The following is a 14,390-nucleotide window of genomic DNA, read 5'->3' as shown; positions in this document are numbered from 1 at the left end:
CGCGGCGAGGACGCGCAGGATTTACCCCAATTCCCACGCCTTCCGTCACCCCGGACTTGTTCCGGGGTCCACCCCACCGCATACTCAAACGCCCTAGAGTGTGCGGAACGGTGGATGCCGGAACGAGCCCGGCACGACGGAATTTGAGATGGATCGCCCCAACTACATCACCCCCGCCGGCTACACCGTCCTCCGCACCGAATACGAGCAACTCCTGTCGACCGAGCGCCCCGCCTTGGTCGAAGTCATCTCCTGGGCAGCGGGCAATGGCGACCGCTCCGAGAACGGCGACTATATCTACGGCCGCAAACGTCTGCGTGAAATCGACCGCCGCCTCGGCTGGCTGTCGAAGCGGATGAAGGCGGCCAAGGTCGTCGACCCCGCGGTCCAGGAAGATCGCTCGCGCGTGTGGTTCGGCGCGTGCGTGACGGTTGCGGACGAGGACGATGTCGAGCGCGTGCTGACGCTGGTCGGCGACGACGAGACAGATGCGAGCAACGGGCGGATCGGCTGGAACTCGCCATTCGCGCGCGCCCTGCGCGGCGCGACTATCGGCGATGTTCGGCGCGTCGACCTGCCGGCCGGCGAGCGCGAGTATGAAGTGATCGCGATCGCCTATCCCTGAACATTGCCGGGGTTTGGTACGGAGCGTGGACGTCGGGCGCGGCGGGGTCTAATCTCACGCGCATGATCGATACGACAACACGCAACATCGCCCTCCTGATAGACGCGGACAATGCGTCCGCCGCGACCCTCGATCCGGTGCTGACCGTCCTCGCCGAGCTCGGCACGGTCAACGTCCGCCGGGTCTATGGAAACTGGTCGAAGCCCGCGCTGAAAGCCTGGAGCGACATGTCGATCAAGCACGGCATCGAGCCGCAACAACAGTTCGACCTGACCAAGGGCAAGAACGCGACCGACATGAAGATGACGATCGACGCGATGGACCTGCTGTTCCGCGGTCGCATCGACGGGTTCGGCATCATGTCGTCGGACAGCGATTTCATGCCGCTCGCAACCCGCATCCGGCAGGACGGCATCCCGGTCTATGGCTTCGGTACCAGCCGCACGCCGGAGGGGTTCCGTCAGGCTTGCACGCGGTTCATCGATGTGGGGGCGCTGAACGAGACATCTCAGGCGATGCCCGCACCGGCTCCAGCGCCGGTCGCCGGCGAGAAGGTGGCGACACCGGCGCCGGCGCCGACTCAGCGTCCCAAGACCGCGCAGCCGATCGACGAGGAGGTCATCAAGCTCCTGATCGACGCCTACAACGCGGTGAAGCGCGACGAGAAGGGTTATGCCAGCGTCGCCGAACTGGGGCAGCTGGCGGGCAACCGATCGAGTTTCGATGCGCGGAACTATGGCTTCAACCGGTTGTCGGACCTGATCGAGACGATCCCGAACTTCCAGCATGAGCGGCGCGAGGGTGGCCGGTCGTTCGTGAAGCGGCTGCGATAGGCAGTTCAAGCCTGACTAAAGGTCCACCACCCCGGCGGAGGCCGGGGCCCAGTTGGGGAACGTTGCTAACCGAGCGCCGCGCTTTGTTACTGCAACCTCTCCAACTGGACCCCGGCCTCCGCCGGGGAGGTGGCTTTGATCTAGCGGGGCCAGATTTCGGCATTACCCCGTAGGCTGCAACCGCCCACCCGGCTCACTCAACCCGTGCGCCTGTTCCTCACCCTCGTCTGGCACGACCAGCGCGCCCTTTCGCCAATTGCCGTAGCGATAATAACCGATCGCGATCGCCAGCGTGGTGAGTGACCCGAGCGGGAAGCTCCACCACAACGAGTCCGCCCCGAGCCACGGCTTGGCCAATAGCGCAAAGCCGATCCGCACCGGGTACATCGCCACGATCAGCGCGATCAGCGGCGCGATCACCGCGCCGTTCGCGCGAACGGTCGAGAACAGCACCATCGTCGCGCCGAACAGGATGAAGTTCCAGCTCGCAATCAACTGGATGTGGCGCGCAATCGGTATCGCCGGACTGTCGCCGCTGACGAACAGCGTCATCACCGGGCGATCGAACAAGATCACCACGGCGACCATCGCGCCAGTCAGTGCCACATTGAAGACCAGGCCGTACTTCGTGATGTCGCCGACCCGATCCCAGCGGCCCGCACCGATATTCTGCGCAGCCATCGAGCTGACCGCCGCACCGATCGCGAGCGCCGGCATCTGGATATACGTCCAGAGCTGTTGCGATACCGCATAGGCAGCCGCAGTTTCAACGCCGAGCCGGTTGACCAGCCCGACCATCGCCAACCCCGCGGTCGACATGACCAGCATCTGCGCGCCCATTGGCAGGCCTTTGCGCACGATCAGGCCGGTCAGCACGCGCTCTGGGATCAGATAGCGCAGTTCCTGCCCACGCAGCCGGATCGGCAGGTCGCGGAGGTAGATGTAGATGACCAATCCCAGCAGCGAGACGTGGCTGGCGATCAGCGTCGCGGTCGCCGAGCCGGCGATGCCCATCCGCGGAAACGGCCCGATACCCGCGATCAGCAGCGGGTTGAGCGCGCTGTCGAGCACCACGCTGAGCCCCATGAACCATAGCGGGGTCATCGAATCGCCGGTGCCGCGCAGGCCCATCATCGCCAGCACCATCATCATCGACGCCGGCAGTCCGAGGAAGATCACGCGGAGATACGCGAGCGCGAGCGGCATAGCGTCGCCGGGGGTGGCGAGCAGGTGCAGAATCTCGGGTGCGAACACCCAGCCGAGCGCGGCAATCACGATCGCGCCGCCGAGCACAAGGCCGATCGCCGAGCCGAACGCCCGGCGCGCACCCTCCAGATCGTGTCGGCCGAAGCTCTGACCCACGAGAATCGTCGCCGCCATGCCGAAGCCGAACACCGCGCCGAAAGTGAGGAACATGATGATATTGGCGTTGGAGGTGGCCGCCAGCGCGCCTTCGCCGAGATAGCGGCCGACCCAGATCGAATTGATCGAGCCGTTGAGCGATTGCAGGATGTTCGAGCCGAGCGTGGGGAGCGCGAACGCGAGGAGCGTGCGGCCGATATGCCCAGTGGTGAGGTCGCGTTGGCCTGGCTTGCTGGGAGGGCGGTCTGGCTTTGGGCTCAAGGGCCCGCGGGGGTCGGCGATGATCTCGGCGTCGGGTGGAAGGTCGTTCACACAGTCTCTCCGTCAGGCCGAACTCGGTCCGGCATATACCGGTGAACGGGCAGGCGCCCTGTCATGTCACGCCTAGCCGCGGAGTGAACTCCGGAACAAGGTGGTAGGTCCCGTACGCCGAACCAAGCGTACCCTGTTTCCCCGCAAAGGCGGGGACCCAGTCTGGGCTACCGCCTTCGCGGGAGAACAAGATGGCGGTTGGATAATTTGCACGGCAGAGCCACCCCCCTCAAACCGTCACCCCAGCGAAAGCTGGGGTATCCCCGTCGTTGGGTGGCCGGTGTGGTTACGCACTGGGATACCCCAGCTTTCGCTGGGGTGACGGGTTTGGTTTGAGTGATTTGCTGGGACGGCGGTACGGCATGCATTCCCCTCCCGCTTGCGGGAGGGGTCAGGGGAGGGTGCGACGTACGTACTGGCGTCCGGTTTTTGAGGCACGCCCCTCCCCCAACCCCTCCCGCAGGCGGGAGGGGAGCAGCTCAGCCCAGCCGGCCCAGCGCGGCCTGCAACCGTGCGGCTTCGGCGGCCTTGTCGGCGTGGTCAGCCTTGGCCTTTTCCACCGCTTCGGGCTTGGCGCGCTCGACGAAGCTGGCATTGCCGAGCCGGCCCGACAGCGCGTCGCGCTCCTTTTCCGCCGCCGCGATCGCCTTGGTCAGGCGGGCGCGTTCGGAGTCGAGGTCGATGACGCCTTCTAGCGGCAGGACGAACGTTGCTTCGTCCACGACGACCTGCGCCGCGCCGCCGGTGGCTTCGCCGTCGGCATGCGTGACGCGGGCGAGACGCGCGAGCGCTGGCGCCTGGCGTTCCAACCGCGCCAGCGTCGCCGCATTCGCATCGCGAACGTGGAGCGGCAGGCGCGCGCCGGGCGGGACGTTCAGTTCATTCCGCGCGGTACGGATTTCCTGAACCAGGCGGATCAGCCAGTCGACTTCCTTGCTCGCTTCGGGATCGAGCGCGCGCGCATCCGCCATCGGCCACTGCGCGACGATCAAGTCGTGCTCGCGAGCACCCATCGCGTGCCACAGTTCCTCGGTGATGAACGGCATGAACGGGTGGAGCAGGACCAGGATCTGGTCGAGCACCCAGCCGGCAACGGCCTTCGATTCGTCGTCGATCTGGCCGCGCTCGTCGCCGATCATCTGCGGCTTGATGAGTTCGAGATACCAGTCACAGAAGCGGCTCCACGCGAATTGATAGATCGCGTTGGCCGCGCCGTCGAAGCGGTAGTCGGCGAGCGCGAGGTCGACCGTCTGGACGGTCGCGATCGTCTCGGCGATGATCCACTTGTTGACCGCGAGGTTCGCGCGCGGCGCTTCCAGGGTCGTGCTGGCGACGATGCCGTTGGCCTGTGCAAAGCGCGCCGCGTTCCACAGCTTGGTGGCGAAGTTGCGATAGCCCTCGACGCGCTTCTCATCCATCTTGATGTCGCGGCCCTGGCTTTCCATCGCCGCCATGAAGAAGCGCAGCGCGTCGGCGCCGTAGGTGTCGATCAGGCCGAGCGGGTTGACGACGTTGCCCTTGGACTTCGACATCTTCGCGCCATCCGCCGCGCGGACGAGGCCGTGGAGGTAGAGCGTGCGGAACGGCACGTCCTTCATGAAGTGCAGCCCCTGCATCATCATCCGCGCGTTCCAGAAGAACAGGATGTCGAAGCCGGAGATGAGCACGTCGTTGGGGTAGCGCCCGCCTAACTGCTTCTGCTCCCTCTCCCCTGCGGGGAGAGGGTCGGGGTGAGGGGTCGTACCGGGCGTGGCGCTGCTTGGCAGCCCCTCACCCTGGCCCTCTCCCCGGAGGGGAGAGGGAACGGCACCCTCCTCGGGCCAGCCAAGTGTGGCGAAGGGCCAGAGAGCGGAGGAGAACCACGTGTCGAGCACGTCGGGATCGCGATATAAAATACGCGCATTCGAATCGAGATTGGTAGGAGCCAAGAAACCTTCGTTCATTTCACTGAACTGAATATTTTCCGTCGCGCCGTAAAACTCTCTGGCCTGGGCTAAAGCCGCTTCCTCGTTTTCGGCGACGAAAATGTTGCCGTCGATGGCAAACCACGCCGGGATCCGATGCCCCCACCACAATTGCCGAGACACGCACCAGGGCTGGATGTTGTCCATCCAGTTGAAGAACGTCTTCTCCCAGGTCTTGGGCACGATATCGATCGCGCCGGTCCGCACCGCCTCGATCGCCGGCTGGGCGAGCGTCTTCGCGTCGACATACCATTGGTCGGTCAGCCACGGCTCGATCACCACGCCCGAGCGATCGCCATAAGGAGTCTGGATGGTGCGCGGCTCGGCGTCGTGCTCTTCGCCGTCCTTGTCGACGTGCGAAATCAGGAAGCCTTCGTCCTTCAGCCGCGCAACGACGGCCTTCCGCGCCTCCGCGGTCGTCAGCCCGAGCAGCTCGTCCGGAATCAGTCCGTCCGACACCTGCACGACGCGCGCCTTCGCATCGAGCATGTTGAGCATCGATCCGGCGGCCATCCCTGCCCGCTTGCCGACCTCGAAATCGTTGAAGTCGTGGCCCGGCGTGATCTTCACGGCGCCAGATCCCAACTCCGGATCGGCATGGTCGTCGGCGATGATCGGGATCAGCCGGCCGGTGATCGGCAGCTTCACCTGCTTGCCGATCAGTGCGGTATAGCGTGCATCTGCACCGTTCACCGCGACTGCCATGTCGGCGAGCATCGTCTCGGGGCGTGTGGTCGCGACCTCGATGAAGCCCGAGCCGTCTTCGAGCGGATAGCGGAGGTGCCAGAAGCTGCCCTTGATCTCGCGCGTCTCGACCTCAAGGTCGCTGATCGCGGTGCCGAGGCCCGGATCCCAGTTCACCAAGCGCTTGTCGCGGTAGAGCAGGCCCTGCTTGTGCAGGTCGACGAACACTTTCAGGACGGCCTTCGAGAAGCCTTCGTCCATCGTGAAGCGCTCGTTCGCCCAGTCCATCGAGCAGCCGAGCCGGCGGAGCTGCTGCGTGATCTCGCCGCCGCTCTCTTCCTTCCACGACCAGACCTTCGCGACGAATTCCTCGCGCGTCATGTCCGTGCGTTTCTGCGGGGGATTGAGCGCGCCCATCTGGCGCTCGACCACCATCTGCGTCGCGATGCCGGCGTGATCGGTGCCGACCACCCACAACGCATCCTTGCCCTTCAGGCGGGCGTGGCGCGTGAGGATATCCTGCAGCGTATTGTCGAGCGCATGGCCGATGTGCAGCGAGCCCGTGACGTTGGGCGGCGGGTTGACGATCGTCCACGGCTCGGCGTTCGGGCGGTCGGGACGGAACTGGCCACTCTCCTCCCAATGCGCGTACCAGCGCGATTCGATGGAAGCAGGGTCGAAGGTTTTGGGAAGCTCGCTCATGGCCGATGCCTTAGCGAGCGCGTTCGCCCTAGGCCAGCCTCAGGTCCGCGCGCCAGGTTTGTCGAGCACCTGCCGGATCCGCTCGTTCAGTTCGTTGCGGCGATACGGCTTGCGGATCAGTTCGAACGACCGGCTGCCCTCGTCGATCGCTTCGTCCGCGAAACCGGTCGTCAGCAGTACCGCGGTATGCGGATAATCGCGCCGCACCGACTGGGCGAGCGCGACGCCGTTCATCCCGCCGGGCATGAGAATATCGGTGAAGAGCAGCCTGAAGTTCGAGTCGCCCGCCAACGTATCGAGCGCCCCGCGCGCACTGTTGACCAGCACGACCTCATAGCCGAGATCCTCGAGGATCGTGCGGCCGAGTTCGCCAACCTCCGCCTGATCTTCGACCATCAGCACACGCTCGGCACCGCCCGTATGCGGCGCCAGGGGCGCTGCCGGCTTACGCTCGACCGCGCCGCTTGCACGCGGGAAATACAGCGAGAATTCCGCACCGCCGCCGTCGCCATTTGTCACGGTGGCAAGACCGCCCGACTGCCGCATGAAGCCATAGACCATGGCAAGGCCGAGCCCCGCGCCCTTGCCCATTTCCTTGGTCGTGTAGAATGGTTCGAACAGCTTGTCGGCAGTGGCAAGATCGATGCCCGGACCGTCGTCGCAGACGCTGACGACGACATATTCGCCGGGTTCGAGCTTCGCAACGCTCGCATCCTCGGGCAGCACGGCATTGCGCGTGGCGATCGTGACCTTGCCCGTTCCGCCGGTGGCATCGCGCGCATTGGCGATGATGTTGAGCAAGGCCATTTCGGCCTGGACCGGATCGACGCGACAATTCCACAGATCGGCCGCGAGATCGCGCTTCAGCGTTATGCCGCTGCCGATGCTGCGCTCCAGGATCGGACGGAAATCGCCGATCAGCTGGTTGAGATTCATCAACCGATCGCGCAGTTCCTGTTTCCGCGCAAACGCGAGCAGTTGCTGCGTCAGCGTTGCCGCGCGCGATGCCGATGTCGCAATCGCATCGACCGCGCGACGCGCCGAACGATCGCTCGAATCGATCCGCGCGTCGAGAATATCGGCATAGCCCTGGATGACCTGCAGCAGATTGTTGAAGTCGTGCGCGATGCCGCCGGTCAGCTTGCCGACCGCCTCCATCTTCTGCGCTTCGTGCAACGCTTCTTCGGCCTCGCGACGGCGGGAAATGTCGAGTTGGCTGGCGAAGAAGTATTTGAGCGTGCCATTTTCGTCGAACACCGGGGAGACGAACAAGGCGTTCCAGAAGGTCGAGCCGTTCTTGCGGTAGTTGAGGATCTCGACCGCGACTTCCTCGCGCTTCTCGATCGCCGCGCGGACTTCGGCGACGGCGGCGCGGTCGGTCTCTGGACCTTGCAGGAAGCGGCAGTTGCGACCGAGGATTTCGTCCTGCGAATAGCCGCTCATGAACGAGAACGCCTCGTTGCAGAAGATGATCGGGTTGTCGTCGCGGTGCGGGTCGGTGACGACCATGGGCATCCGCGTGGTCTTCACGGCCGCGAAGAAGATGTCGCTGCCGGCCTCCGCGGGGGAGATGTCATTTCGACCGTCGCGGCGTGACGCGGGACGATCCGGTTTCTCGGCGGGCGTTATGGTCTCGGTATCGGACATGGGTAGCCAAACCCTGTATCGGGCGGCGTTGTTCCGTACGCGACACTACGCCTCGGTTGATGGGTCGTCGGTGTTTGTGAGTCTCTCCCGGAGGAGAGTTGGCGCCAAGGGCGGCAGAACCAAATGAAACGAACCAGATGTTTCGCTTGCCGCCCCCTCCGTCAGGCGATGCCTGCCACCTCCACCTGGCGTGGAGCATCGCCCCGGACCGCCGAGCGCACGGCTGATCCGGATCCGATTACGGCTGCTGGTTCATGATCTTGGCGATCTCTCGCGACACCATGTCCTCGACCATGCCGGGCAGGTTCGCGTCGATCCATTCGCGCAGCATCGGGCGCAACATCTCGCGGACAAGGCCTTCGAGCGTGCCGTCGCTGCTTGCATCGGGTTTTACCATCATGCGCGTCAACGCTTCGAGCGGCGCGCGCGTTGCAGCGGCGGTTTCGCGCGAGACGATCGGTGCCTCGGCCTGCTGCGTCGGCGCAGCAACGGGCGCAGCCTGCGGCTTCGGTGCCGGCTGGCGCGGCTCGGGTGCAGCATCGACGGAGGTCAGCACCGGCGATTTCGGCGTGCGGGGGGTACGGTCGGCCATCGGCATCGGGTCGCTCAGTTCGAGGATCTCGTCGTCGTCCATCTCGTCGTCGAGATCGAGGTCCACGGGTGCCGACATCGTCCGCGACGGACGTCGCGCGCGGCCGGGCGTGTCGCCCTCTTCGGCGATGATGCGTTTGATCGACGAGAGGATTTCCTCCATCGACGGCTCGCCGTTCACGTCCCCCATCCGGACCATCCCAAACCCCGTAGCCGCGCGCACCCCTATTGGCGGCTCGGCGCGTCCTTACCTGTCGTCAAGGCGGGGTTCCTGTCAACTGGCGTATCGAGCAACGGATCGGCCTGCGGCGCGACATGAGCGTCCTGGGCGGGCGATTGCGCGGTGCGCGTACCCACCGGTACCGGCTCGCCATCGCCGCCAAAGTCCCAGATCTTGTGGTGCACGCGCTGATAATTCGCGACCGGATCGTAGAGCACGCCGCCATCGAGACCGAGGTCACGCGCCTCCGCCTGCCCCATCGCAGCCAGCAACGCGAAACCGGCGACATACGCATCGCGGCGCGCGGTGACGAGCGTCACCTGGCTGTTGAGCAATTCCTGCTCGGCGTTGAGGATGTCGAGGATCGTCCGCGTACCGACGCTGTTCTCGGCACGGACGCCCTCAAGGCTGAGCTTGTTCGCGTTGACCGCCGTCTCGGACGACTGGATCACCTGCTCCGACGACCGCCAGACGGCAAAGGCGGAACGCGCCTGCGAGATCACGTTGCGTTCGGTCGCGGTGACGTTCTCGATCGCGCGGCTCTGGAACGCCTCGGCCTGGCGGACCCGCGCGGCAGGAAGGCCGCCCTGGAACAAGGGCAGCGTCAGCGACAGCCCGGCCTGGACCGTCTTGTTTACGTTGGGGAACGAAAGTGCGCTGCCATCGGCATTCGACGCCGAGCCGAGATAGTTGGTGTAGCTGGCGCCTCCCACTGCGCTGATCTGTGGCAGGCGGGTCGCGCGTGCGACGCCGACGTCATAGCGCGTTGCGTCGCGCTCCTTCGCCGCGGCGATCAGGACCGGATTATTCTCGATCGCGACGGTCACCGCAGACGCCGGGCTGTCGGGCAGATGCGGCAAGGTAGGCGGCGTTTCGAGCGTCCCGGCAGGCGTGCCGACGTACCGGATATAATTCTCCCGGCTGGAGATCAGCTGCGCTTCCGCCGACTGGAGCTGCGCACGGGCGAGCGCGAGGCGCGCTTCGGACTGGGCAACGTCGGTCCGCGTGAGATCGCCGACCTGGAACCGGTCTCGGCTGGCTTGCAGATTGACGTCGAGGACGCGGACGTTCTGGGTATTAAGACCGACGATCGCCTCGTCGCGAATCACGTCCATGTACGCGGCAACGACATTGGTGAACAGATCGGCCTCGGTGCCGCGCAGCGTTGCGCGACCGGCCTCGACCCTGGTCTTGGCGGCAGCAACCGAATTGCGGACCTGGCCGCCCTGATACAGCGGCACTGACACGTTGGCGCGGGCTACTGCCTGACGCGGCAAGGCGGTGAAGCTGTTCGCCGCGGTCACGACGAATTCGGTGTAGTCACCCGTCGCATTGGCCGATGGCAGTCCGGCAGCGCGGGCGATCGGCACGGTCTCGTCGGTGGCGCGCAACGTGGCACGTTGCCCGGTCAGGAGCGGGTTGGTGGTGTAAGCCTTGGCCAGCGCCTCTCGCAGCGTTTCCGCACTTGCTGGTGCACCGCTATAGACCAGCGCAACACTCAGGAGCAGAGGGCGGAAACGAGCGGTGCGTGGCATGGTTTGGCTCAGAACTTGAAGGGTTTGGGGGCGTCGAAGCCTGGCAGCGTCACGCATTCGACATCGACGAACGCGGCGAGCGCGAAGCCGCCATCGGTCTTGCGGCCCGACGCGAGCCGGGTGAGGCCACGCTCGGCGATCCCGGCGACGACCCGTCCGCCCGAGCGGACCTGTGCGACAAGCGCATCCGGAATCGATTCGATCGCACCGTCGACGATCAGCACGTCATAGGGTGCGCCCGCGGCACTGCCGTCCTGCATCGGACCCTCGACCAATTCGACGTTGCCGATACCGGCAAGCGCACCGCGCGCGACCGCGATCAGCGCCGGATCGCTCTCGACCGCAACCACCGAGTCCACGATCTCGGCCAGCACGGCGGCGGTGTAACCGGTCGCGGCGCCGATCAGCAGGACGCGGTCGGTAGCAGTCAGATACGCTTCGGTCAGCAACCGGCCGGTCGCCATCGGGAGATTGGCATAACGACCGCCGCCGAGCGCGATCGCGGTGTCGCGGTACGCGATCGAGCGGACATCGGCGGGCAGGAAATCCTCGCGCGGCACCCGCGCCATCGTCGCGACGACGCGCTGGTCGCTGACCGCGTTGGTACGCAGTTGGCTGGCGACCATCGCATGACGCATCTCTGCAAAAGCGGAGGCCGAAGTTCCCGGCATTACGGTCGCGGGGGTCGCAGTCGCGGTATCGATGCTCATCGTCGTCATGGCCCATCCTGTCGCACAACTGTTTTAGTTGTGCAATACACTAGTTGTTGCGTCGACATGTATCGTGCGGCGGCGATGACGCCAAGCACGCGATGATCCGATTTCGGGTCGGGTGTTGCATCCGGGCTCCGCACGGCGGGTCGCAAACGAGGCCAAGCCGAACGGATGTAGACGCCCCGCCCGCCCGTGTGACACCGAGATGCCGCGGGCGGGACGTCGAGGGCGCATGCGGAAGTCCACGGCAACACCTCTGACGATACCCTAGCAGCGAATTCCCTCGGCGTCGCTGGAAATGGCACGCGAGGCCTTTGCGGAGTGACGGATGCCGGCCTGAGCCGAGGCTGCGGCGATGTCATGGAGCACCTGAGTCGGTGCGCCCAGTACCGCCTCCCTCGCTCGCACGCTCGCATCGAGAAACGGCTTGGTCAGGGCCATGAACCGGCGCGGCGTCGTGCCCAGGAACATCGTCGAATCACGCAGGAAATGCGAGGCGTCGAAATAACTGCCGTCGATCACGGAATAGTCCGCCCCCTCGCCTGCTGCCATCAAGCGAAGGAACGAGCGCAGGAAGCGCGCGCGCATGAGCAGCAACTTGGGCGGAAACCCGAAATGCCGCACCGACAGGCGGCGCAGGCCATGCGTCGGCATGTCGAGCTGGTTTGCGACCGCGACGATGTCGGTCGGTCCGTCCTCAGCGATGATCGCCATCAACTGACGAACCCGCGGCGCATCGGCATGCGGCAGACCGAGCCGCGCGAGCAGCATCGCGTCGAGGATCGCCGCGATCATCGTATCGCTCGTCGCGCCGTGCAGCGCCGTCACGAGGCGGCGGGTGAAGGCATGCCCCATCACGTCTTCGAGCGGAACGATCCGGTTGCGAAAGTCTCCGGCGGGGCGGCGGAACAGGCGCGCCCAGCCGAGCGCGCTGATCCCGAAGCCGATCATGACCCCGCCTGTCGTGGTCGCCTGCAATGCAACGCTGGTCGGGCCGAACAGGCTGGCGGTGGGAAGCGGATTATAGGCCCGGCGACCGATCGAGACCGCGATCGGGCCGGCGTCCAGGGCGATCCGGACGTTCGCCCCCGCGGGAAGGAACCAGTCCAGCTGTGGCAGATCGCCGTTCGTCCGATAGACGTGATAGCCGGTAATATAATCAGCGAGCGCGGCAGTCGGGCGATCGTAGCGGATCGCCATTCCCGGCGGCATCGCAAACACCGCCTCGTCTATGCCAGTTGCGTTGGTACCGCCCGTAACATCCTGTACTTCCATCGTGACTCGCCCCCAAGTCGTCCCCATCGTTCCTGCTTAGGCATAGAACCGTAACGGAGCGAGTCACGAAATCCGGCGAGCGTCCGACAGATCGACGCGGTTAGCCCGGATTGCCTGCGAAGGGTCTGGATCCGCGGTCGGCAGGAATAATCCGCACATCGGTGTCGTCACGGTTGACCGGAGGATAAAAACGAAGCATTTGCGCCGTCCGCATCGGGGCCCGATGGCGGAGTGGTGACGTAGAGGACTGCAAATCCTCGCACCCGGGTTCGATTCCCGGTCGGGCCTCCAGCGCACAATTCGACTCTTGCGCCAGCAGACGACGCGTTGTCGTCAAGCCGGCAAGCGTGCGTTAACCGTCGTGCGGCGTATACGAGGCCTGTTCCCGCTTCGGATTTCAACTTCCTATGTCGATGTTTCGAGCGCGGATGCTCTTTGCCTTCGCCTTTCTGCTGCCGAACGTCACCACCGCGGTGTCGGCGGCGGTGCAGACGGAGGTTGTGGTGCCCCCCGCCCCTGCCCCTGCCCCTGCTCCTGCCCCTGCCCCCGTCCCTGCCCCCGCCCTCCACGTGCAGTTGCCGGTCGAGGCGCTGATGCAGGATGCGGCGGAATATGCGCGGGCGTTCGACGTGTCGCTCGACGAGGCAATGCACCGGTTGCGCGCGCAGAGCGACAGCGTGGCAGCAACAGATGCCTTGCACGAGACGTATGAGGATCGCTGGGCGGGAATCGTCGTCGAACATGTCCCTGCCTACCGCATCGTCGTCCTGCTGACCGGCGACGAGCCCGTCGCCGACCGGTCGATCTCGGCAGGCGGGATCGTCGTGCCGATCGTCTTCCGAACCGGCGCCGCGGCCACCCGTGAGCAGGTGATCGCGGCGATCGGCACGTACCAGGCGCAGATTCGCGCTGCGTTGCCGCATCCGCCAGGGCTCGGCGCCGATCCGCGGACAGGCTCGATGGTAGTGATGATCAGCGGTCGGGACAGCGCACTCGATCGCGATGGCGCGCTCAAGGCGCGGTTCGAGGCGATGACCGGAGTCCCGGTGCGGATCACTGCGGTCGATGACCCCGGCGGCAACATGGCGGACAATGGTTCGAACGTTCCTGCCGGTATGGGCCCGGTCGATGGTGGCGCACGGGTCGTCGGCACGGTCGATGGCCGCCGCTATGCCTGCACCACCGGCTTCGTCGTCACCGACGGCACGCGATCCGGCATCGTCACCGCGGCGCATTGCCCCAACGACCTGACCTATGTCGGCGCGAACCATGCCGAGGTCCCGCTCGAGTTCATCGGGCAATGGGGTTGGGGCTATCAGGACGTACAGGTCAATCTGGTGCCCGACGGCATGGTGCTCGCGCCGGTCTTCTTCGCCGATACTGCGAAGACGCACGTCCGACCTGTATCGACATGGCGCTTGCGCAACAGCGTGCGCGCGGGTGATTTCGTCTGTCACCGCGGCGAACGCACGGGCTATAGTTGCGCGCTGGTGGCGATGGTCGATTTCGCGCCGGCGGGCGATCTATGCGGCGGTGCGTGCCTGCCAACCTGGGCGGCGGTCGAAGGACCTACCTGCAAAGGTGGCGACAGCGGTGCGCCGGTGTTCGACGGGACGACGGCGCTAGGGCTCGTCAAGGGCGGGACGTATCGACGCGACGGAACGTGCCTGTTCTATTACTACATGTCGACGGACTATTTGCCGCAGGGCTGGACGCTGGCATATTCGCCCACCTCAATGGCTGCCGCATCGATGGCGGAACGGCGGTAGCGCCGTCAGCGGATACGGCTCGCTCGAGAAAAGGGAATAACCCGTGCGAGCCGCCATCCAGATACCCGCGAGCGGTCTTGGGACGCGCGCTGGGTGCAATCATATTGACAGCGAAATATACCAAATCAAGTTTATATTTGAAGCCGGGGTATGCCGAA

At 65.3% G+C, this 14,390-nt stretch carries 10 protein-coding genes and 1 tRNA gene; 4 read left to right on the top strand and 7 right to left on the bottom strand.

Translation table 11 applies throughout. From position 1 onward, the window contains the following. The first annotated feature begins 148 nt into the window (after positions 1-148). The gene (greB, locus tag AC3D24_RS18710) at positions 149-625 is read left to right on the top strand and encodes a transcription elongation factor GreB (protein WP_489032569.1); all 477 of its coding nucleotides are present in this window, start codon (positions 149-151) and stop codon (positions 623-625) included. 62 nt (positions 626-687) lie between these two features. Beyond that, positions 688-1,458 (top strand): NYN domain-containing protein, encoded by a 771-nt coding sequence (locus tag AC3D24_RS18705; protein WP_489032568.1) that lies wholly within the window; start codon positions 688-690, stop codon positions 1,456-1,458. 162 nt (positions 1,459-1,620) lie between these two features. Here the strand turns inward: AC3D24_RS18705 and AC3D24_RS18700 are convergent, their stop codons facing one another. The 7 genes from AC3D24_RS18700 to AC3D24_RS18670 form a co-directional block, all read right to left on the bottom strand. After that, positions 1,621-3,102 (bottom strand): MATE family efflux transporter, encoded by a 1,482-nt coding sequence (locus AC3D24_RS18700; protein WP_489033232.1) that lies wholly within the window; start codon positions 3,100-3,102, stop codon positions 1,621-1,623. Between the two features lie 509 nt (positions 3,103-3,611). After that, a complete protein-coding gene (locus AC3D24_RS18695) occupies positions 3,612-6,482 on the bottom strand; it encodes a valine--tRNA ligase (RefSeq protein WP_489032567.1) in 2,871 nt (956 codons plus the stop codon). 39 nt (positions 6,483-6,521) lie between these two features. Further along, positions 6,522-8,129, bottom strand: a complete 1,608-nt coding sequence (locus tag AC3D24_RS18690; RefSeq protein WP_489032566.1) for a histidine kinase famiy protein — start codon at positions 8,127-8,129, stop codon at positions 6,522-6,524. A 238-nt stretch (positions 8,130-8,367) separates the two neighbouring features. Continuing rightward, a complete protein-coding gene (locus AC3D24_RS18685; protein ID WP_489032565.1) occupies positions 8,368-8,910 on the bottom strand; it encodes a DUF2497 domain-containing protein in 543 nt (180 codons plus the stop codon). Positions 8,911-8,945: 35 nt separating this feature from the next. Next, entirely contained in the window at positions 8,946-10,475 is a 1,530-nt protein-coding gene (locus AC3D24_RS18680; RefSeq protein ID WP_489032564.1) for a TolC family outer membrane protein, read from the bottom strand. An 8-nt stretch (positions 10,476-10,483) separates the two neighbouring features. Then, positions 10,484-11,146 carry a protein-L-isoaspartate O-methyltransferase family protein gene (locus tag AC3D24_RS18675; protein ID WP_489033230.1) on the bottom strand — a complete coding sequence of 221 codons (663 nt, stop codon included), beginning with the start codon at positions 11,144-11,146 and terminating at the stop codon, positions 10,484-10,486. Between the two features lie 309 nt (positions 11,147-11,455). Next, positions 11,456-12,463, bottom strand: coding sequence for a helix-turn-helix domain-containing protein (locus AC3D24_RS18670; RefSeq protein WP_489032563.1), 1,008 nt, complete (start codon positions 12,461-12,463; stop codon positions 11,456-11,458). A gap of 217 nt (positions 12,464-12,680) precedes the next feature. On the opposite strand from AC3D24_RS18670, the gene AC3D24_RS18665 reads away from it, so the two are divergent. Together AC3D24_RS18665 and AC3D24_RS18660 are read left to right on the top strand one after the other, a co-directional pair. Then, positions 12,681-12,754: transfer RNA gene (locus AC3D24_RS18665), tRNA-Cys, on the top strand. A gap of 137 nt (positions 12,755-12,891) precedes the next feature. After that, a complete protein-coding gene (locus tag AC3D24_RS18660) occupies positions 12,892-14,232 on the top strand; it encodes a chymotrypsin family serine protease (RefSeq protein WP_489032562.1) in 1,341 nt (446 codons plus the stop codon). The last annotated feature ends 158 nt before the right edge of the window (positions 14,233-14,390 follow it).

The organism is Sphingomonas sp. SL1004, from assembly GCF_057815015.1.
The sequence above is the reverse complement of the archived record's forward strand: the minus strand, read 5'-3'. Positions and strand labels throughout refer to the sequence as shown.